At 68.1% G+C, this 18,369-nt stretch carries 22 protein-coding genes; 8 read left to right on the top strand and 14 right to left on the bottom strand.

The window, feature by feature from the left end; all coding sequences use genetic code 11:
- Nucleotides 1-65: 65 nt before the first annotated feature.
- The 7 genes from I5803_RS14470 to I5803_RS14440 all read right to left on the bottom strand — a co-directional run bounded on the left by I5803_RS14470 (nt 66) and on the right by I5803_RS14440 (nt 6,255).
- Nucleotides 66-536 (bottom strand): Lrp/AsnC family transcriptional regulator, encoded by a 471-nt coding sequence (locus I5803_RS14470; RefSeq protein WP_196987044.1) that lies wholly within the window; start codon nt 534-536, stop codon nt 66-68.
- 9 nt (nt 537-545) lie between these two features.
- The gene (locus I5803_RS14465) at nt 546-1,046 is read right to left on the bottom strand and encodes an LPS-assembly lipoprotein LptE (protein ID WP_196987043.1); all 501 of its coding nucleotides are present in this window, start codon (nt 1,044-1,046) and stop codon (nt 546-548) included.
- On the bottom strand, nt 1,043-3,664 hold the full coding sequence (gene leuS / locus I5803_RS14460) for a leucine--tRNA ligase (protein WP_196987042.1): 2,622 nt from the start codon (nt 3,662-3,664) through the stop codon (nt 1,043-1,045). Before leuS ends, I5803_RS14465 begins: the two co-directional genes overlap by 4 nt.
- 65 nt (nt 3,665-3,729) lie before the next feature.
- Nucleotides 3,730-4,155, bottom strand: a complete 426-nt coding sequence (locus tag I5803_RS14455) for an ExbD/TolR family protein (protein ID WP_196987041.1) — start codon at nt 4,153-4,155, stop codon at nt 3,730-3,732.
- The gene (locus I5803_RS14450) at nt 4,155-4,802 is read right to left on the bottom strand and encodes a MotA/TolQ/ExbB proton channel family protein (RefSeq protein ID WP_196987040.1); all 648 of its coding nucleotides are present in this window, start codon (nt 4,800-4,802) and stop codon (nt 4,155-4,157) included. The genes I5803_RS14455 and I5803_RS14450 overlap by 1 nt, the downstream gene beginning before the upstream one ends.
- A 76-nt stretch (nt 4,803-4,878) precedes the next feature.
- Nucleotides 4,879-5,700, bottom strand: a complete 822-nt coding sequence (dapB, locus tag I5803_RS14445) for a 4-hydroxy-tetrahydrodipicolinate reductase (RefSeq protein WP_231402424.1) — start codon at nt 5,698-5,700, stop codon at nt 4,879-4,881.
- Nucleotides 5,701-5,706: 6 nt separating this feature from the next.
- Complete coding sequence (locus I5803_RS14440; protein WP_196987039.1) at nt 5,707-6,255, bottom strand: outer membrane protein assembly factor BamE; 549 nt, start codon at nt 6,253-6,255, stop codon at nt 5,707-5,709.
- A 68-nt stretch (nt 6,256-6,323) separates the two neighbouring features.
- On the opposite strand from I5803_RS14440, the gene fur reads away from it, so the two are divergent.
- A complete protein-coding gene (gene fur, locus I5803_RS14435) occupies nt 6,324-6,776 on the top strand; it encodes a ferric iron uptake transcriptional regulator (protein ID WP_196987038.1) in 453 nt (150 codons plus the stop codon).
- 6 nt (nt 6,777-6,782) lie between these two features.
- Here fur and hprK read toward each other — a convergent pair whose 3' ends face one another.
- From hprK to I5803_RS14410, 5 genes are all read right to left on the bottom strand, one after another.
- Nucleotides 6,783-7,733: an HPr(Ser) kinase/phosphatase gene (gene hprK / locus I5803_RS14430; RefSeq protein WP_196987037.1), complete on the bottom strand. Its 951-nt coding sequence runs from the start codon at nt 7,731-7,733 to the stop codon at nt 6,783-6,785.
- 19 nt (nt 7,734-7,752) lie between these two features.
- Nucleotides 7,753-8,220 (bottom strand): PTS sugar transporter subunit IIA, encoded by a 468-nt coding sequence (locus tag I5803_RS14425; protein ID WP_196987036.1) that lies wholly within the window; start codon nt 8,218-8,220, stop codon nt 7,753-7,755.
- Between the two features lie 127 nt (nt 8,221-8,347).
- On the bottom strand, nt 8,348-8,674 hold the full coding sequence (hpf, locus tag I5803_RS14420; RefSeq protein WP_196987035.1) for a ribosome hibernation-promoting factor, HPF/YfiA family: 327 nt from the start codon (nt 8,672-8,674) through the stop codon (nt 8,348-8,350).
- Nucleotides 8,675-8,894: 220 nt separating this feature from the next.
- On the bottom strand, nt 8,895-9,062 hold the full coding sequence (locus I5803_RS14415; RefSeq protein ID WP_196987034.1) for a hypothetical protein: 168 nt from the start codon (nt 9,060-9,062) through the stop codon (nt 8,895-8,897).
- A 31-nt stretch (nt 9,063-9,093) separates the two neighbouring features.
- A complete protein-coding gene (locus I5803_RS14410; RefSeq protein WP_196987033.1) occupies nt 9,094-9,291 on the bottom strand; it encodes a hypothetical protein in 198 nt (65 codons plus the stop codon).
- A gap of 196 nt (nt 9,292-9,487) precedes the next feature.
- Between I5803_RS14410 and I5803_RS14405 the strand changes: the two genes are divergently transcribed.
- The 7 genes from I5803_RS14405 (at nt 9,488) to I5803_RS14375 (ending at nt 15,917) form a co-directional block, all read left to right on the top strand.
- Nucleotides 9,488-10,696 (top strand): patatin-like phospholipase family protein, encoded by a 1,209-nt coding sequence (locus I5803_RS14405; RefSeq protein ID WP_196987032.1) that lies wholly within the window; start codon nt 9,488-9,490, stop codon nt 10,694-10,696.
- Nucleotides 10,697-10,754: 58 nt separating this feature from the next.
- Nucleotides 10,755-11,744, top strand: a complete 990-nt coding sequence (corA, locus tag I5803_RS14400) for a magnesium/cobalt transporter CorA (protein ID WP_196987031.1) — start codon at nt 10,755-10,757, stop codon at nt 11,742-11,744.
- A 35-nt stretch (nt 11,745-11,779) separates the two neighbouring features.
- The gene (locus tag I5803_RS14395; RefSeq protein WP_196987030.1) at nt 11,780-12,427 is read left to right on the top strand and encodes a PA4824 family protein; all 648 of its coding nucleotides are present in this window, start codon (nt 11,780-11,782) and stop codon (nt 12,425-12,427) included.
- A 31-nt stretch (nt 12,428-12,458) separates the two neighbouring features.
- On the top strand, nt 12,459-12,803 hold the full coding sequence (locus tag I5803_RS14390; RefSeq protein WP_196987029.1) for a hypothetical protein: 345 nt from the start codon (nt 12,459-12,461) through the stop codon (nt 12,801-12,803).
- Between the two features lie 68 nt (nt 12,804-12,871).
- Nucleotides 12,872-14,236, top strand: coding sequence for a porin (locus I5803_RS14385; protein ID WP_196987028.1), 1,365 nt, complete (start codon nt 12,872-12,874; stop codon nt 14,234-14,236).
- 14 nt (nt 14,237-14,250) lie between these two features.
- Entirely contained in the window at nt 14,251-15,165 is a 915-nt protein-coding gene (locus tag I5803_RS14380; RefSeq protein ID WP_196987027.1) for a metal ABC transporter substrate-binding protein, read from the top strand.
- Entirely contained in the window at nt 15,162-15,917 is a 756-nt protein-coding gene (locus I5803_RS14375; protein ID WP_196987026.1) for a metal ABC transporter permease, read from the top strand. Before I5803_RS14380 ends, I5803_RS14375 begins: the two co-directional genes overlap by 4 nt.
- Here I5803_RS14375 and I5803_RS14370 read toward each other — a convergent pair.
- Entirely contained in the window at nt 15,901-16,611 is a 711-nt protein-coding gene (locus I5803_RS14370; protein ID WP_196987025.1) for a 5'-methylthioadenosine/adenosylhomocysteine nucleosidase, read from the bottom strand. The genes I5803_RS14375 and I5803_RS14370 overlap by 17 nt on opposite strands.
- A 145-nt stretch (nt 16,612-16,756) precedes the next feature.
- A complete protein-coding gene (locus I5803_RS14365) occupies nt 16,757-18,358 on the bottom strand; it encodes an ABC transporter substrate-binding protein (protein ID WP_196987024.1) in 1,602 nt (533 codons plus the stop codon).
- Nucleotides 18,359-18,369: the final 11 nt, after the last annotated feature.

The raw sequence follows: 18,369 nt of genomic DNA, 5'->3' as shown, positions 1-18,369 counted from the left end.
GCGGCGCAGCCGCAATCGCAGGAATTTCATGCATTCACTTCCGAATCGGAAGTGACGCCCAACGCCTATTCGCGCGGAACGGGAAAGCCCGTGAATTCCTTGATCGTCTGCAGCTCGATGTTTGTCACGATCTTCTCGACCCCGAGCGCGGTGTCGTCCAGCCAGGCATTGATCAACTGGTGGTAGTGGTTCAGGTGCGGGCAGGCGATGCGCGCGATGTAGTCGTAGCGGCCGCTGATCACGTAGCAGGCCACCACCTCGGGCGTCGCGGCCATGCGCTTTTCGAAACGCTGGATCGCGGACTGGCGCTGGTCCTTCAGCGCGATTTCTGCGAAAACGGACACCAGCTCGCCCATCGCGGAGCGGCTGATGAGGGCGCGGTAGCCCTCGATCGCGCCTTCCGCCTCGAGACGGCGCACACGATTGAGCGTCGCGCGCGCCGACAGGTGGACTTCCTCGGACAGCGCCTGCACCGGGCGGCGGCCGTCCTGCTGCAGCATCTCCAGCAGCTTGAGGTCGACGCGATCGAGCTGCATGGGCGCGAGCTAGATGCTCTTGAGGGCCGCGAGGCGCCGCATCAGCTGCTGAACGATGTCCTTCTGCATGTCGCGGTACAGCAGGTTCTCCTCGGACTCTTTCGCGAGCACCGCGGATTCGTTGAAGCTGATGTCGCGCTGCTGCAGCAGCTCGGTCTCCGGGATCAGCTCCTTGCCCTGCGGCGTGCGAAGCTTGAATTTCAGCCGCGTGCGCAGCTGGAACTCCCGCACCTGGCCGGAAGCGGTCAGGCCGACGACGACCTTTTCGCGCGTGTCCGTCAGCACGTCCAGCACGACCTGCGCCGTCGTCAGGCCCGAAGCGTCGTTGATGACCTTGAGGCCGTCGCTGAAGGCGATGGTGCGCTTGAGCTCCGTGCCGAGCGACGAGCTCGGCGCGGCCGCGACATAGATGCTGTCGAAGGCAAAGTGCGGCGCCTGGCGCAGCTGGAAGCCGCAGCCTGCCAGCGCTACGGAGGCTGCCGCGGACAGGAGCACTGTGCGGCGTTTCATATGACGACGTTGACCAGGCGGCCGGGCACGACAATGACCTTCTTTGGGGTGGCGCCCGGCGCGAACGCGGTGAACGCCTCGCTCTTCACCGCCAGCGCCTCGATCTCCTGTTTGCTCGCGGACGCAGGCACGATGACCGACCCCCGGTGCTTGCCGTTGACCTGCAGCACGAGTTCGATCTCGTCCTGCTGCATCGCGGTGTCGTCGACGGCCGGCCACGGTGCATCGAGCAATTCGCCGTGCGCCTGCGCATAGCCGCAGGCCGTCCACACTTCCTGCGCGATGTGCGGCGTCACGGGGTAAAGCACGCGCAGCAGGATGCCGAAGCCTTCGCGCATCGCCGCCTGCCCGCCTTCTTCCGCGGCGCCCTTGAAATCCTCGAGCGCGTTGAGCAGCTTCATCGCACCGGAGACGACGGTGTTGTACTGCATGCGCTGGTAGTCGTAGTCCACCTGCTTGAGCACGCCGTGGATCTCCAGGCGCAGCGCCTTGGCCTGCTTGCCCATCGCCTTGGCCGCCGGCGCGGCAGATGCGCCCAGCTTGTGCCCGAAGTTCCACACGCGGCGCAGGAAGCGGAACGAGCCTTCCAGCGCGGCGTCGTTCCACTCCAGCGTCGCCTCGGGCGGGGCGGTGAACATCGTGTACAGGCGCGCCGTGTCCGCGCCGTACTTCTCGATCAGGTCCTGCGGGTCCACGCCGTTGTTCTTGGACTTGGACATCGTGGTCCAGCCCTCGTAAGTCACCGGCTGGCCGTCCGCCCTGGAACGCGCCGAGATGACCTTCGCGTGTTCGTCGCGTTCGATCTCCAGGTCGCTCGCCCAGAAGTATTCCTTGCCGGCCTTCTCGCCCGTGCGCGCGAAGGCCTCGTTCAGCACCATGCCCTGCGTGAGCAGCTTCACGAAGGGCTCGTCGACCTTCACCAGGCCCATGTCGCGCATGACCTTGGTCCAGAAGCGGGCGTAGAGCAGGTGCAGGATGGCATGTTCGATGCCGCCGATGTACTGGTCCATCGGCATCCAGTAGTTCGCGCCCTCGCCGACCATCGCCTGGTCGTTCTTCGGGTCGCAGTAGCGCATGTAGTACCAGGCCGAATCCACGAAGGTGTCCATGGTGTCGGTCTCGCGCCGCGCGGGCTTGCCGCACACCGGGCAGCTGCAAGCGAGGAAGTCCTCGCGCTTGTTCAGCGGGTTGCCGGAGCCGTCCGGCACGCAGTCCTGCGGCAGCACGACGGGCAGGTCCTTCTCGGGCACCGGCACCGCGCCGTGCTCCTCGCAATGGATGATCGGGATCGGCGTGCCCCAGTAGCGCTGGCGGCTCACGCCCCAGTCGCGCAGGCGCCAGGTGGTCTTCATCTCGCCCAGGCCCTTTTGCTCCAGCGCGTGCGCAACCGCCTTCACCGCGTCCGGGTAGTTGAAGCCGCTGAAGATGTCCGAGTTGATGGTGACGCCGTTTTCCTTGTCGGCGTACCAGTCGTGCCAGTGCTTGTAGTCGTAGTGCTCGCCGTCCACGTGCACCACCTGCTTGATCGGCAGGTTGTACTTCAGCGCGAAGGCGAAGTCGCGCTCGTCGTGGCCGGGCACGCCCATCACGGCGCCGTCGCCATAGCCCATGAGCACGTAGTTGCCGACCCACACGTCGATCGGCTCCTCGGTGATCGGGTGGAACACCACGAGCCCCGTCGGCATGCCTTCCTTCTCGCGCAGCGCGAGCTCGGCCTCGGTCGTGCCGCCCTTCTTGCAGTCCTCGATGAAGTTCGCGAGGCGCTGGTTGGTGCGCGCGGCGTAAGCGGCCAGCGGATGCTCGGGCGCGACCGCGCAGAAGGTGACACCCATGATCGTGTCGGCGCGCGTCGTGAAGACGTACATGCGCCCGTCTCCGATGAGCTCGCCGGCGAAGTCGCGGATCGCATGGGTGAACGCGAAGCGCACGCCCTCGCTCTTGCCGATCCAGTTTTCCTGCATCAGCTTCACGCGCTCCGGCCAGCCGGGCAGCTTGTCCTGCACGTGTTCGAGCAGCTCCTGCGCGTAGTCGGTGATCTTCAGGTAGTAGCCCGGGATCTCGCGCTTCTCGACCACCGCGCCGGTGCGCCAGCCCTTGCCGTCGATCACCTGCTCGTTGGCCAGCACGGTCTGGTCCACCGGGTCCCAGTTGACGACCTGCGTCTTGCGGTAGGCGATGCCCTTGTCCAGCATCTTGAGGAACAGCCACTGGTTCCACTTGTAGTAGCTCGGGTCGCAGGTGGCGACCTCGCGCGACCAGTCGATCGCGAGACCCATCGCCTGCATCTGCTTTTTCATGTAGGCGATGTTGTCGTAGGTCCACTTCGCGGGCGGCACCTTGTTCTTCATCGCCGCGTTCTCCGCCGGCAGGCCGAACGCATCCCAGCCCATGGGCATGAGGACGTTGTAGCCCTTCATGCGCAGGTAGCGCGTGAGCATGTCGTTGATCGTGTAGTTGCGCACGTGCCCCATGTGCAGCTTGCCGCTCGGGTAGGGCAGCATGGAGCAGGCATAGAACTTCTTCTTGCGCGCATCCTCGGTCACGCGATAGGCGTCGCGCGCCGTCCAATGGGCTTGCGCCGAGCGCTCGACCTCGGTGGGTGTGTACTTTTCTTGCATGGTAGGGAGTCGCCGGCGGCGTGCCGGCCTTGCGCCGATTTTACGGGTCGGCCCGGCGATTCGCGCTAACGGGCCGCCGATTCGGCGTCGGCGACGAATCCGATGCGGTTCAGGCCCGCCTTTTGCGCCGCGCCCATCACCTCAACCACGCGCCCGTAAGGCACGGAGCGGTCCGCGCGAAGCTGCACTTCCATGTCCGGGTTCTCGCGCGCCGCCTGCGCGAAGCGCGCCGCGAGCGGCGCCGCGGCCAGGGGCTTGTCGTCGATGAAGGCCTGGCCGGACTTGTCCAGGACGACCGTCACGAACTTCGGTGCGTCGCTGGGCCGCGCCGCGTCGGTACGGGGCAGGTCCAGCCGGATGGAGCTCGCGAGCAGCGGCGCGGTGATGATGAAGATCACCACCAGCACCAGCATCACGTCCACCAGCGGCGTCATGTTGATGTCGCTCATGGGCTGCGGGCCCTGCGTGCGCTCGAGCCGGCCGAATGCCATCAGGGCTTCTCCCCGTGCGTGAGCAGCTCGCGCAGGTCGCGCGCGAAGCCTTCGAGGTCCGCCTCGATGCGGCCGATCAGGCGCCCGTAGATGTTGTAGCCCAGCACGGCGGGGATCGCGACGGCCAGGCCCGCCGCCGTCATGATCAGCGCCTCGCCCACCGGCCCGGCGACCTTGTCGATCGTGATCTGCCCCGCCGCCGCGATGCCCGTGAGCGCGTGGTAGATGCCCCAGACGGTGCCCAGCAGGCCCACGAAAGGCGCAGTGGAGCCCACGGTGGCGAGCAGCACCTGGCCGAATTGCAGCTTGTCGAGCACGCCGTGCAGTGCGTCGCGCAGCAGGCGCGTGAGCTGCTGCGAACGGTCGCCGGCGGCGGCGAGCGAACCCGGTGCGCTCACCTGGGTCGCGGCGATCAGGGGCAGCACCAGCGATTCGCGGTCGAAGCCGGCCACCTTCTGCCGGGCGTCGTCCACGGATGCGGACTGCCAGAAGGCCGCCGTGCTGCGGCCCACGTCACCCGATGCGCGGCGCAGCAGCCATGCCTTCCAGAGGATCACCACCCAGCTCGCGACCGACATCGCCAGGAGCAGCAGCGCGACAAGGCGGGTGACTGCATCGCCCTGGCTCAGCAGGTCGAAAAGGTTCAATCAGGCCTCCGCCGAGCCGCCTCAAGGAAGCCTGCGCCCCCTCGGGGGGCAGCGAACGCACGTGAGCGTGGGGGCATCATCTCAGGTTAAGGACGTCGAACATGTCGAAGAGGCCCTTGCGCTTGTCCGCGAGGAAGCGCACGGCGCGCAGGCTGCCTTGCGAATAGGTCGCGCGGCTCGCGGACTTGTGCGTGATCTCGATGCGCTCGCCGGTGCCGGCGAACAGCACCGTGTGGTCGCCGACGATGTCCCCGCCGCGGATCGACGCGAAGCCGATGGTGGACGGGTCGCGCTCGCCCGTCACGCCTTCGCGCGCGTACACGGCGCATTCCTTCAGGTCGCGGCCCATGGCCTGCGCGATGACCTCGCCCATCTTGAGCGCGGTACCCGAGGGCGCATCGACCTTGTGGCGGTGGTGCGCTTCGATGATCTCGATGTCGTAGCCGGTGGAGAGCGCCTTCGCGGCCATCTCCAGCAGCTTCATGGTGACGTTGACGCCCACGCTCATGTTGGGCGCCATGACGATGGCGATGTCGCGCGCCGAGTCGGCGATCTGCGCCTTCTGGTCTTCGCTGAAGCCGGTGGTGCCGATGACCGCGTTCACACCCATCTCCCGGCAATGCCGGATGTGCGCGAGCGTGCCTTCCGGCCGCGTGAAGTCGATCAGCACGCGCGCGTTCTTGAGCGCCGCGCGGATGTCGGCGGTGACCGGTACGCCGCTCGCGTGGCCGAGGAACGCCGCGGCATCATTGCCGATGGCGGGACTGGAGGCGATGTCCAGCGCACCCGCGAGCTGGCAGTCCTGCGAGGCGCGGATGGCCTCGATCAGCATGTGGCCCATGCGGCCGCTGGCGCCGGCGACGGCGATCTTGTGCATGGCTTGCGCGGCGTCGGCCATCGCGGCTCAGCGCGCGGGCGCTTCGAGGGGCGGGTAACTGGTCGCGGCCGGCGGCTCGGCCGCGGGCGCGGCAGGCGCCGCCGTGCGGCCGGTGGAGAACTGCTTCAGCCGTTCCTCGCTGGCCTCGAGCGGCGGCACCTTCGCACCCCGCCGCTTGTTGTCGAGCGTGGCCACGAAGTCCGCCTCGGACGGCATCTCGTCGCCCTCGGTGCGGTCCAGCTGGTCGCCCTTGAAGAACACGGCGAGACGGCGTGACTGCGGCGCCACGCCCTGGCGCTTGAGCGTGAAAACGTAGTCCCAGCGGTCGGCGTGGAACACGCTCGTCACGAGCGGCGTGCCCAGGATCTCCCTGACCTGCTGGCGCGTCAGGCCGGGCTTGAGCGCCGCGGCCTGTTCCTTGGAGACGAAGTTGCCCTGCACGACCTCGGGCTTGTAGGGCGTGACGAGGCCCGCGATGCTCTGGCTGGCGTTGTCGAAGGACCCGCATGCCGCGATCGCCGCGCAGGCGGTCAACACGAGGGCGATGCGGGCTGCGGGCAGGTGGGAAACGGGCATGGGGACAGACGCAGGCGATATGATCGAATCATTGTAGCGGCAGGCCTCGCGCCGCCGCCCCCAACGCCATGGCCAACATCGACGAACTCAAGAGCACCGGCCTGAAGGCCACACTGCCGCGCCTGAAGATCCTGGACGTGTTCCAGAAGGGCGGGCAGCGCCACATGACCGCGGAAGACGTTTTCCGCGTGCTGCTCGAGGAGCGTTCGGACATCGGCCTTGCGACGGTGTACCGCGTGCTCACGCAGTTCGAGCAGGCCGGCATCCTCACGCGCAGCCACTTCGAAAGCGGCAAGGCGGTCTACGAGCTCAACGAGGGGACGCATCACGACCACCTCGTGTGCCTCGACTGCGGCCGGGTGGAGGAGTTCTACGACGCCGAGATCGAGGAGCGCCAGCATGCCGTGGCGAAGATCAAGGGCTTCGCGATCGCCGAGCATGCGCTCAGCCTCTACGCGCACTGCACCAAGGAAGACTGCCCCAACCGCCCGCCCTCGCATGGCGGCTACCGGCAGGGCTAGCGGGGCCTATTTGTCCTGCTCCATCGCGCGCCGGTGGCGCTCGACGAATTCCTGGTAGGTGTCCACGCCGCGCAACTGCAGGATCGTGTTGCGCACGGCGGCTTCGACCAGCACGGCGATGTTGCGGCCTGCGACCACCTGGATCACCGCCTTGCGCACCGGCACGCCCAGCACGTCCTGCGTGAGCGGCTCGTAGGGCAGGCGTTCGTACTCGCGCTCCAGCGTCTCGCGGCGCACGAGGTGCACGATGAGCTTCAGGCGCATCTTCCGGCGCACCGCCGTCTCGCCGAAGATCGCGCGGATGTCCAGCAGGCCGATGCCGCGCACCTCGAGCAGGTTCTGCAGGAGCTCGGGGCAGCGGCCCTCGATCGTGGTCTGGTTGATGCGGTAGAGGTCCACGGCGTCGTCGGCCACGAGGCCGTTGCCGCGCGAGATGAGTTCGAGGCCCAGCTCGCTCTTGCCCAGGCCCGACTCGCCCGTGATCATTACGCCCAGGCCCAGGATGTCCATGAATACGCCGTGCATCGAGGTGCGCTCGGCGAAATGCTTGGACAGGTAGGCGCGCATCACGTCGATCACGAAGGCCGACGGCTCGTGCGTCGAGAACATCGGGATCTGCGCGCGCTCGCACATCGACAGCAATGCGTCCGGCGCCTGCTGGTTGTCGGTCAGCACGAGCACCGGCGGCTCGAGCGTCACGATGCGCGCGATACGCCGCGCGCAATCCTCGGCCGTCGCGTTGGTGAGGTAGGCGACCTCGCGCTCGCCCAGGATCTGCACGCGGTACGGGTGGATGTAGTTCAGGTAGCCGACCAGGTCCGCGCCGGAGCGCGCGGCGCGCACGGCCACTTCGTCGAAGCGGCGCTCGGAGGCGCCCAGGCCCGCGACCCATTCCCATTTGAGGGTGGCGCGGTGGTCTTCGAAGAGGACGTCGGCGCTGACGACGGTAGGTTTCACGGAGCGCCTCGCAGGAACTTCAGGCCGGCTGGGCGGATTGCCAGGTGGCGATCAGCTTGTGCAGCTCGGTGGCGTCCGTGGTGCCCTTGATCTTTTCGCGCAGCGGCGCGTCCGAGAGCAGCTCGGCGATCTCGGAGAGGATTTCCAGGTGCTTCTGCGTGGCCGCCTCGGGCACCAGCAGGAAGATGAGGAGGTTGACGGCCTGCTCGTCCGGCGCGTCGAAACCGATCGGGCTGGCCAGCTGGAAGAGCGCGGCCATCGGCGCCTTCAGGCCCTTGATCCGCCCGTGGGGGATGGCCACGCCGTGCCCCAGGCCGGTCGAGCCGAGCCGCTCGCGGGCGAACAGGCTGTCGGTGATCAGCGCGCGCGACAGGCCGTGGAGGTTCTCGAAGAGCAGCCCGGCTTCTTCGAACGCCCGCTTTTTGCTGGTGGCATCGACGCTCACGAGGACTTGAGCGGCGGGCAGGATGGACGCGAGGCGATTCATGGTCGGGTAAACGATTATGCACCGGGGAGGGTGCGCCGCACCAAAACGCCCCGCCGGCCCGGCCGGACGACACCCAAAAGTACAAGGCGCCCGTAAAGGGCGCCTTGTTTCGTGCGGCAGCGACTGCTTACATCACTCGTTTCGCGTCGCAGTGGTGGTCCTGGATGCGCGTCTTGTGGCGGCCGACCTGGCGGTCCAGCTTGTCGACCAGTTCATCCAGGGCCGCGTACAGATCCTCGTGGGCGCTTTCGGCGAACATGTCGTTGCCTTTCACGTGGATCATGCACTCGGCACGCTGTCGTCGTTCCTTTTCCTTCTGCTTTTCAACCGTGAGCAGTACGCGGATGTCGACGACCTGGTCGAAGTGGCGGGTGATTCGATCGAGCTTGGTGGTCACGTAATTGCGCAGGGCGGGGGTAACTTCGAGATGGTGACCGCTGATCGTCAAGTTCATGAAGGGCTCCTGTGACTCTCGGTTGAAGGTCGATCCACTATGCCCACTCCTCCAGCGAAAAGCAACGGATTTCCACGGCTGGGCATGCTTCGGATGAAACGCTTTGTCGGTGGGTGAAACCGGCGCGCGCAAGTCATTGATATCGCTCGCGATGGCAGCGACCGGGCGCCCAAAGAAAAAGCGGCCCGCAGGCCGCTTTCGTCACACCGCGCGCGACGAATCAGCGCTTCCACCCCGCGGAGGGGTTGCTGAGGTGCGTCCAGCCGCGCGCGACCGGGTGCGCCTGGGCGCCCGGGCGGTCGAGGTTGGCATGTTCGGTGCGCTCGCCCATCGGCTTGTCGCGCGGGATTTCTGCGAAGCGGTTGGGGGCCTTGGGTTCGCGGTTCATGGCGTGCTCCTGTCCTCGGGTGTCGCGCATATCAGCTGCCGCTGTCGCTGGCGGCCGGCTTCTGGCTGTCCTGGCGGGCCGGACGGGCCGCATAGCGGCTCGGGAACGGCCACGCGTGGCCGCTGCGGCTGCGCCGGGCGTCGAAGGAATGGGCCTTGCCATCGTCGCCGCCCTGCTCGGGGCGGAAACCGGATCGGCTGGCGGCCGGGTCGTTGGCGAGGTAGATCATTCAGTGGGCTCCTTGCAGAGCAATCAATTTAGGTGCCCATCCGCAACAGATGTGTCGGACGTCCTGTCGCGAAGTTGTAGGAACCGTCCTGCACGCGGCCGGCCGCGGGGGGGCCGGCCGGTTCCCCCCAGGGCCGAGTTGCTCTACCATGGGCTGCATAGGAGACAAGCGCGGTCCCGGGGACCGCGGGCGGCCCATGAGCCTGAGCACCATCATCCATGCGGGTCTCACACGTCCGAGCCGGGTGCTGCACGGGCTCGTGCTGATGGGCGGCGGCGCGCGCACGGCCTACCAGGTGGGGGTGCTGCAGGCGCTGGGCGCGATGCTGGAGCTGGGCGCCACGCCACCGCCCTTTCCCTTCCAGGTGCTGGTCGGCACGTCCGCCGGCGCATTGAACGTGGCCTACCTCGCGGGCGCCGCGACCAACGGCGTGCGGGCCTTCGGCGAACTCGCCCACTTCTGGAGCCGGCTTCGTTCATCGGACGTCTACGAACTCGACGTGCCCCGCTGGGTGCGGTTCAGCCGCGTGCTGGCCGCCATGAGCCTGTGGCGCAACTCGCGGCGCGACGGCGCCATCCTGGACAACATGCCGCTCGTCGACACGCTGCACCACGCCGTGTCGCTCGAAGGCATCGAGGCGTCGCTCAAGTCGCGGGCGATCGAGGCGGTGGCGGTCACGGCGTCCAGCTACACGAGCGGCGTGCACTGGACGTTCTGCCACACGGCGCGCGACGGCCGCCAGAGCCCGTGGAACCGGCCGGGCCGCCGCGCCGAATTCCAGCCGCTCACCATCGAACACCTCATGGCGTCGAGCGCGATTCCCTTCCTCTTCCCGTCCACGCCGCTCTGGGTGGACGGGCGGCGCGAATTCTTCGGCGACGGCTCGATGCGGCAGATCTCGCCGCTCTCGCCCGCGATGCACCTGGGCGCGCACAAGATCCTCGTTGTGGGTGTCGGCCAGCCGCAGCGCTCCGGTCTCGTCAACGGATCGAACGCCGTGCCCTCGCGCGGGCCGAACCTGGGCGGCATCGCCGGCCATGCGATGGCGAGCGTGTTCCACGACACGCTGCAGGCCGATGTGGAACAGGCGCAGCGCGTGACCAAGACCCTGCAGCAGCTGCCGCGGGAAATCGCCTCGGTGCTGCCGTACCGCAGCGTGGAGGTGCTCTCCATCCAGCCGACGCAATCGCTAGATGCGCTCGCGCAGAAATACGCGCACGAACTGCCCCACTCGGTGCGCCGCGCGCTCGGCGGACTCGGCGCGCTCAAGGGCGGTGGCGGCGCGCTCGCGAGCTACCTCCTCTTCGAGCCCGGCTTCGTGCAGGCGCTCATCGCGCTCGGCGAGCAGGACGCCTATGCGCGCAAGGAAGAATTGCTTTCCTTCCTCATGACGGTGACGGCATAATCGCGACCGTCGAAGCGCCCCGGGACCTTTGTCCGCGGGGGAGCTTTCGGGATCGCCCATGCTCAATATCTTCACGCTCGCCAACGGACGGCTCTTCCAGGAAGAGATCGAGTCGCTGGAAGAGCTCTCCAAATTCCAGCCGATCTGGGTCGATCTCGAGTCGCCGTCGCTCGAGGAAAAGCGCTGGGTCAAGCAGTACTTCGGCCTGTCCATCCCCGAGGACGCGATGGACGAGGACATCGAGGAGTCCGCGCGCTTCTACGAGGAAGACAACGGCGACCTGCATATCCGCAGCGACTTCCTGATCGCCGACGACGACGAGCCGCGCACCGTGCGCGTCGCCTTCATCCTCAACCTGGTCAACGACGCGCTCAAGAGCAAGGGCGTGCTGTTCTCGATCCACGACGAGGACGTCCCCGTGTTTCGCCTGCTGCGCCTGCGCGCGCGCCGCGCGCCGGGGCTGATCGAGGACGCGAAGGAGGTGCTGCTGAAGCTCTTCGACGCCGACGCCGAATACTCCGCCGACACGCTCGAAGGCATCTACGACGAGCTGGAGAAGGTCAGCACGCAGGTGCTGTCCGGCGAGGTGACCGACACGCTGGCCGGCGAGGTGCTGGGTGCGATCGCCCGGCAGGAAGACCTGAACGGCCGCATCCGGCGCAACGTGATGGACACGCGGCGCGCGGTGAGCTTCATGATGCGCAGCCGCATGCTCAACTCCGGCCAGTTCGAGGAAGCGCGGCAGATCCTGCGCGACATCGAGTCGCTGGACAACCACACCGCCTTCCTTTTCGACAAGATCAACTTCCTGATGGACGCCACGGTCGGCTTCATCAACATCAACCAGAATAAGATCATCAAGATCTTCTCCGTCGCGAGCGTCGCGCTGCTGCCGCCGACGCTGATCGCCAGCATCTACGGCATGAACCTCAAGTTCCCGGAGTTCGAATTTTTCGGCGCGGCGGCCTACCCCTATGTGCTCGCGCTCATGGTCGCAAGCGCCCTGGTGCCGATGTGGTACTTCCGCCGCCGCGGGTGGCTGCGGTAGGCATGCGGCGCGGCGGCCGCGTCGGGCGGATCGCCATGGCGCTCGCCTCGGCCTGCACGATGCCGGCTGCTTTCGCGGCCGGTGGGCACCACGCCGTCGACGACGCGACGCTCATGGAGCCCGGAAACTGCGAAGCGGAGGGCTGGTTCACCCGTTCACAAGGTCCTTCGCACGTTCTGCACGCGGGACTTGCCTGTCGCGCAGGCCCGGTCGAACTCGCAGCCGCCGCGGAATCGGCGCGGGATGCTGGGAGCTCGCATCCCGGATGGGCAGCGCAATTGAAATGGGCGGCTCCCGTGACGCGTGAATTCGCCTGGGGCGTCTCCGTCACCCCCATCTGGCAAGGGCACGAGCGGCCCCGCTACCAGGCGACGACCATCGCGGCGCTGGCCACCTGGAACGTGAACGACTCGCTGCTCCTGCATGCGAATCTCGGCCGCGACATCCGGCCGAATGCGGCCGGCCGCGCCCGCTCCGGCGTGGCGCTCGAGTGGAGCCCGCGGCCGCGCCTGTCGGTGGTGGGCGAGCGTTACATCGAAGAACAGGCGCATTACCTTCGCGCGGGCCTGCGCTGGTCTGCGAGCGACCGCCTGACCCTCGACGTCAGCCACGCGCGGCGCCTGGCGGGGCCGGGGGCATCGAACTGGACCATCGGCGCGACGCACCGTTTCGACACGCGCTGAACGCCGCGCGACCCTACAATCCAGTCGCACCGTGACTGCCACGAACGCCCTGTCCAGAAACCCGCGCCGCTATGCGTGGGTGCTGTGGCTCGCCCTGCTCGTGCCGATGGCCCAGCTGGCCGCTGCCGTGCACGTGCAGTCGCACTGGTCGAAGGACGCCGCCAGCTCGCTGGAGCACAAGGCCACGCCGGCGGATGCCTGCGGGCAGTGCGTCGCCGTGGCGTCGATCGCTGCTGGCGGAGTCGTCACAGCGGCGGCCATTGCAACGCTGGCGCCCGCGCACTTCGCGCTCCTGTCCTGGGCCGTCGCGCCCGTCCTGTCGGCCGATCCCTTCGCCGGCTATCGCAGCCGCGCCCCGCCCGCCGCTGCGCACTGATCGTCGACAGAGCTCCCGCCCGCGCATCCATCGCGCGAGCGGGTTTCGATCCTTCCGCGGAGCATCCCATGCACAAGCTGGCCCCTGCGAGCCTCTGGCTCGCCGCGATCGTTTTCCCGGTGGCGGCGCTCGCCGACACCTCGTCCGATGTCCTCGCGCTCAAGCGCGAGATCGAAGTCCTCAGGAGCGAGTACGAAGCGCGCATCAAGGCGCTCGAACTGCGCGTCGAGCAGGCGACCGCCTCGGCACCGGCGCCATCGTCCGCGCCCGTCGTGGCGGCTGCGCCTGCGCCATCGACACCGACCGCCCCGGCGGGCTTCAACCCCGCGATGTCGCTCATCCTCTCCGGCGGTTATGCGCGCACCTCGCGCGATCCGGCCGACTACCGCATCCGGGGCTTCGCGCTGCCGCCGGGCAGCGAGACCGGGCCGGGCACGCGCGGCTTCAGCCTCGCGGAAACGGAGCTCGGCCTGTCCGCGAGCATCGACCCCTGGCTGCGCGGCGCCGCGAACATCTCGCTGTTGCCGGACGGGGGCGTGGCCGTGGAGGAAGCCTTCGTGCAGACCACCTCGCTCGGCCGGGGCCTGTCGCTCAAGGCAGGCCGCTTCCTGTCGGGCATCGGCTACCTGAATTCCCAGCACGCACACGCCTGGGACTTCGTCGATGCGCCGCTCGCCTACCAGGCGTTTCTGGGCACGCAGTTCGGGGACGACGGCGTGCAGCTCACCTGGCTCGCGCCGACGGAGCGCTTCATCGAAGTCGGGCTCGAAGCGGGCCGCGGCCGCAGCTTTCCCGGTGACGGGAGCGGCCGCAACGGCACGGGCATGACGGCGATCACGCTGCACACCGGCGGCGACATCGGCGAGAGCCACAGCTGGCGCGCCGGCCTCTCGGTGCTGGGCGCGAAAGCCTCGGACCAGGCGCTGTCCTCGATCGACACGCGAGGGACGGAAGTCACGAGCCTCTTCACCGGCCGCCGCCGTGTGTGGGTGCTCGACGGCGTGTGGAAATGGGCGCCCGAGGGCAACGCCACGCGCACGAACTTCAAGCTGCAGGGCGAATACCTGCGCAGCACCGGCACGGGAAGCATGACCTACGACCCATCCGGCATCGCCTCCGCGGACGGCTATCGCGCCGCGCAGTCCGGCTGGTACGTGCAGGCGGTCTACCAGTTCATGCCGCGCTGGCGGGCGGGCGTGCGCGCCGAGCGGCTGGACCCCGGCAGCCCCGACTACGGCATCAACAACGCAGCGCTCGCGGGCGACGGGTTCCGCCCGGCGAAGACCTCCGCGATGCTGGACTTCAACCCGAGCGAGTTTTCGCGCGTCCGGCTGCAACTCGCGCGCGACAACGCGCGCGGCGGCCGCCCCGACAACCAGCTTTTCATCCAGTACCAGATGAGCCTGGGCGCGCACGGCGCGCACGGGTTCTGAAGCAGGGAGTCCTCATGAACCATCGTCAACGATTCGCGGCGCTCGCCACCCTCGCACTCATCGCCGCCGCGCCGGCCAGCCATGCGGCCCTCAAGGTGCTCGCGTGCGAGCCCGAATGGGGCGCGCTCGCGAAGGAACTGGGCGGGGACCTCGTCGAGGTCTCCGTCGCCACCACGGCGCTGCAGGACCCGCACCAGATCCAGGCCAGGCCGAGCCTCATCGCGCGAGCACGGAGCGCCGACCTGGTGGCGTGCACCGGGGCCGAGCTGGAAGTCGGCTGGCTGCCGATCCTGCTGCAGCAGGCCGGCAACGCGAAGATCCAGCCCGGACAGCCCGGCAACTTCGCCGCCGCGGACTTCATCCGCAAGCTGGACGTGCCCACGCAGGTCGACCGCGCACAGGGCGACGTGCATGCCGCGGGCAACCCGCACGTGCAGACGGACCCGCGCAACATCGCGCTCGCCGCGGCAGCGCTGGGGGCGCGGCTGCAGCTCGTCGATGCGGCGCACGCCGCGCAATACGCGGCCCGCCAGTCCGACTTCCACACGCGCTGGACGCAGGCCCTTGCACGCTGGACCCAGCAGGCCGCGCCGCTGCGCGGCACGCCGGTCGTGTCGCAGCACAAGGCCTTCGTCTACCTGTACGACTGGCTGGGCCTGAAGGAAGTCGCGGTGCTCGAACCCAAGCCGGGCGTGGAGCCCAGCGCGGCGCACCTGCAGTCGGTGAAGGCCGCGCTCGCCGCGACGCCCGCGAAGATGGTCCTGTACGCGGCCTACCAGGACGCGCGCCCTTCCGACTGGCTGACCGCCAATGCGGGCGTGCCGGCCGTGAAGCTGCCCTTCACCGTCGGCGGCACGCCGGCGGCCAACGACCTGTTCGGCCTGTTCGACGACACCGTCGCGCGCCTCCTCGCCGCGGGCAAGCGATGAACTGGGCCGCGCTCGACTGGAGCATCCTCGGGCCGGCGCTGGCGGCGGGCCTGCTGGTGCTCGTCACGCACGTGCCGCTGGGCATGCAGGTGCTCGACCGCGGCATCGTCTTCATCGACCTTGCGATCGCGCAGGTCGCGGGCCTGGGCGTGATCGCCGCGACCGCGATGGGACTCCCCGACGGCGGCATCGCGGTGCAGGCCGCCGCGCTCGCCGCCGCCCTGCTCGGCGCGTGGCTGCTCACCTGGACCGAGGGCCGGGTGCAGCGCGACCAGGAAGCCCTGATCGGCGTGCTCTTCGTGCTCGCCGCAAGCGCGGGCCTGCTCCTGCTCGCGGGCAATCCGCATGGCGGCGAGCACCTCAAGGACTTGCTCGTGGGGCAGATCCTGTGGGTGAGCACCACGCAGCTGCTCTGGCTGGGCGGCGTGTCCGCGGCGCTCGTGTTCGCGTTGTGGCGCGGATGGGCGGCGCGCTGGGGCCGCTTCGGCTTCTACGGCCTGTTCGCGGTCGCGGTCACCGCGTCGGTGCAACTGGTCGGTGTGTACCTCGTGTTCTCGAGCCTGATCATCCCGGCGCTCGCCACGCGGCGCTTCGGGGCCGCGGCCCGCCTTCCCGTGGCGTACGCACTCGGCGCCGCGGGCTATGCGGCCGGCCTCGTGCTGTCGGCGGTGTTCGACCTGCCGTCCGGCGCAGTGATCGTCTGCGCGCTGGCCGCGATCGGCCTGGGCGTCGCCCTCAGCGGCCGCCGCTAGGCCCGGCCAGCAGCGCTTCGACGATGGCCGCGGAATGGCGGCTCGCCACGTCCCGCACGAAGGAGAGGAAGTCGCCGTGCGCCTCGTAGTCGGCGCGGTCCGAGATCGTGCGCACCGCCGCGAACGGCACGCCGTAGTCGCGGCACACCTGCGCGATCGCGGCGCCCTCCATCTCCACCGCGAGCGCATCCGGCAAGGCTTCGCGCAGCGCGAGGTTCTCGGCGGCGGTCGACACGAAGCGGTCGCCGCTGATGACGAGCCCGCAATGCACCGTGGTGCCGGGCAACGCGCGGCGGACCGCACGCGCCAGTTCCTCGCTCAAGGTCGCGTCGGCGTCGAAACGGCTCGCGCCGTAGAGCGGCACTTCGTATTTCGGGAAGATCGGCGACGCGTCCATGTCGTGCTGCAGGAAGCACTGCGCGACGACGGCATGCCCCACCTCCACGCCCGGTGCGAGGCCACCGGCGACACCGGTGAAAACGATGCGATCGACCTCGAATCGCTCGATGAGCACCGCCGCCGTCGTCGCCGCGGCGACCTTGCCGATGCGCGACAGCACGGCGACCACCTCCTGCCCGTGCAACTGCCCCAAGAAAAACTCGCGCCCGGCCGCAACCTGCTTGTGCTCGTCAGGCATCAGGGCGAGGACGGCGTGGAGCTCCTCGAGCATGGCGGAAACAACGGCCGTGCGCATCCATGGAGTGTGCCTCGAACCCCGCAGGGGCACCAGCCGTGCGCAATAACATGCAGCGCGGCGCCCATGAAAAAACCCGGCTTCGCCGGGCTTTTTCATCTGGCCAGAGCACCCGAAAAACGCGCAGCGTTTTTCGGGTGAATGACTATTCCTTGATGTCCACGCCGTAGAACGTGTGGCGTCCGAACGGGGACAGCTTGAAGTCCACGACTTCCTTGCGCACGGGCTTCAACTGCACCGCGTGGGCGATCGTGAACCAGGGCTCCTGCTGCTTGAAGATCACCTGGGCCTGCTTGTAGAGCCTGTCGCGCTCGGCCGGCTTGGTTTCGGTCTTGGCCTTCTGGATCAGGTCCTCGAAGGGCTGGTAGCAGAACTTCGCCACGTTCGAGCCGTTGGTGCGCGCGGCTTCGCAGCCGAGCAGCACGGCCAGGAAGTTGTCCGGATCGCCGTTGTCGCCCGTCCAGCCCAGCATGCCCATCTGGTGCTCGCCGGCCTGCATGCGTTTGCGGTACTCGCCCCACTCGAAGCTCTTGATCTCGGCCTTGATGCCGACCTTGGCGAGGTCGGCCTGCATCAGCTCGGCGATCCGCTTTGCGTTGGGGTTGTACGGACGCTGCACCGGCATCGCCCACAGGTCGGTTTCGAAGCCGTTCGGGAAGCCCGCCGCGGCGAGGGCCTTCTTCGCGCCTTCGGGGTCATACACGTCGTCCTTGGTGGACGTGTCGTACGCGGACATCGACGGCGGCAGCGGGTTCTTGGCGGCGACGCCGGTGCCGAGGAACACGCCGTCGAGGATAGCCTTCTTGTTGATCGCCATGCTCACGGCCTTGCGCACGCGCACGTCGTCGAACGGCTTCTTGGTCACGTTGTAGGCGAGGTAGCCGACGTTCAGGCCGGGCTGCTCGAGGATCGTGACCTTCGGGTCCTTCTTCATCGCTTCCAGGTCGGCCGGGTTCGGGTACGGCATCACGTGGCACTCGCCCTTTTGCAGCTTGGCCCAGCGCACCGACGCGTCCGGCGTGATCGAGTACACCAGGTCGTCGATCTTCGCCTTGCCGCCCCAGTATTGCGGGAAGGCCTTGTAGCGGATCACGGCGTCCTTCTGGTACTGCACCAGGTAGAACGGGCCCGTGCCGATCGGCTCCTGGTCGATCTTCTCGGGCGTGCCTGCCTTCAGCATCGCGTCGGCGTATTCCTTCGACTGGATCGCGGCGTAGGGCATCGCGAGGTTCGCGAGGAACGGCGCCTCGGGCTTGTTCAGCACGATCTTGACGACGTAGTCGCCTTCCTTGGTCACCGACTTGATCAGCTTGGGCATGCCCATGTCGTTGAAGTACGAGTGGTTGGAACTCGTGACCTTGAAGAACGGGTTGTCCTCTTTCCACTGGCGCTCGAAGCCGAAGATGATGTCGTCGGCATTCATGTCGCGCGTCGGCTTGAACGCGCGGTGGCTGTGCCACTTCACGCCCTTGCGCAGGGTGAAGGTGTAGGTGAGGCCGTCGGGGGAGATGTCCCACTTCTCGGCCAGGCCCGGGATCACCTTGGTGCCGCCGCGCTCGAAGTTCACGATGCGGTCATAGATCGGCTCGTTGCCGTCGAACGACGTGCCGGTCGTGTTCACGGCCGGGTAGAAATTCTCGGGGCTGCCTTCCGAGCAGAAGACGAGCGTCTTGGCGCCCACGCCGGTCGCGGCGGCGAGGGCCAGCGCGGCGATCGCAAACTGCTTGCGAGGGTTGGAAAGTTTCATGAAAGTACTCC

The sequence above is a fragment of the Caenimonas aquaedulcis genome, from assembly GCF_015831345.1.
Taxonomy (GTDB): domain Bacteria; phylum Pseudomonadota; class Gammaproteobacteria; order Burkholderiales; family Burkholderiaceae_C; genus Ramlibacter; species Ramlibacter aquaedulcis.
This window is presented reverse-complemented; position numbering and strand designations above follow the sequence as displayed.

What these genes read in the sequence shown, in the direction of transcription:
- I5803_RS14470 (WP_196987044.1), bottom strand. Translation starts at nt 536, where the DNA reads ATGCAGCTCGATCGCGTCGACCTCAAGCTGCTGGAGATGCTGCAGCAG.
- I5803_RS14465 (WP_196987043.1), bottom strand. Translation starts at nt 1,046, where the DNA reads ATGAAACGCCGCACAGTGCTCCTGTCCGCGGCAGCCTCCGTAGCGCTG.
- leuS (WP_196987042.1), bottom strand. Translation starts at nt 3,664, where the DNA reads ATGCAAGAAAAGTACACACCCACCGAGGTCGAGCGCTCGGCGCAAGCC.
- I5803_RS14455 (WP_196987041.1), bottom strand. Translation starts at nt 4,155, where the DNA reads ATGGCATTCGGCCGGCTCGAGCGCACGCAGGGCCCGCAGCCCATGAGC.
- dapB (WP_231402424.1), bottom strand. Translation starts at nt 5,700, where the DNA reads ATGGCCGACGCCGCGCAAGCCATGCACAAGATCGCCGTCGCCGGCGCC.
- I5803_RS14440 (WP_196987039.1), bottom strand. Translation starts at nt 6,255, where the DNA reads ATGCCCGTTTCCCACCTGCCCGCAGCCCGCATCGCCCTCGTGTTGACC.
- fur (WP_196987038.1), top strand. Translation starts at nt 6,324, where the DNA reads ATGGCCAACATCGACGAACTCAAGAGCACCGGCCTGAAGGCCACACTG.
- I5803_RS14425 (WP_196987036.1), bottom strand. Translation starts at nt 8,220, where the DNA reads ATGAATCGCCTCGCGTCCATCCTGCCCGCCGCTCAAGTCCTCGTGAGC.
- hpf (WP_196987035.1), bottom strand. Translation starts at nt 8,674, where the DNA reads ATGAACTTGACGATCAGCGGTCACCATCTCGAAGTTACCCCCGCCCTG.
- I5803_RS14415 (WP_196987034.1), bottom strand. Translation starts at nt 9,062, where the DNA reads ATGAACCGCGAACCCAAGGCCCCCAACCGCTTCGCAGAAATCCCGCGC.
- I5803_RS14410 (WP_196987033.1), bottom strand. Translation starts at nt 9,291, where the DNA reads ATGATCTACCTCGCCAACGACCCGGCCGCCAGCCGATCCGGTTTCCGC.
- I5803_RS14405 (WP_196987032.1), top strand. Translation starts at nt 9,488, where the DNA reads ATGAGCCTGAGCACCATCATCCATGCGGGTCTCACACGTCCGAGCCGG.
- corA (WP_196987031.1), top strand. Translation starts at nt 10,755, where the DNA reads ATGCTCAATATCTTCACGCTCGCCAACGGACGGCTCTTCCAGGAAGAG.
- I5803_RS14395 (WP_196987030.1), top strand. Translation starts at nt 11,780, where the DNA reads ATGGCGCTCGCCTCGGCCTGCACGATGCCGGCTGCTTTCGCGGCCGGT.
- I5803_RS14385 (WP_196987028.1), top strand. Translation starts at nt 12,872, where the DNA reads ATGCACAAGCTGGCCCCTGCGAGCCTCTGGCTCGCCGCGATCGTTTTC.
- I5803_RS14380 (WP_196987027.1), top strand. Translation starts at nt 14,251, where the DNA reads ATGAACCATCGTCAACGATTCGCGGCGCTCGCCACCCTCGCACTCATC.
- I5803_RS14375 (WP_196987026.1), top strand. Translation starts at nt 15,162, where the DNA reads ATGAACTGGGCCGCGCTCGACTGGAGCATCCTCGGGCCGGCGCTGGCG.
- I5803_RS14370 (WP_196987025.1), bottom strand. Translation starts at nt 16,611, where the DNA reads ATGCGCACGGCCGTTGTTTCCGCCATGCTCGAGGAGCTCCACGCCGTC.
- I5803_RS14365 (WP_196987024.1), bottom strand. Translation starts at nt 18,358, where the DNA reads ATGAAACTTTCCAACCCTCGCAAGCAGTTTGCGATCGCCGCGCTGGCC.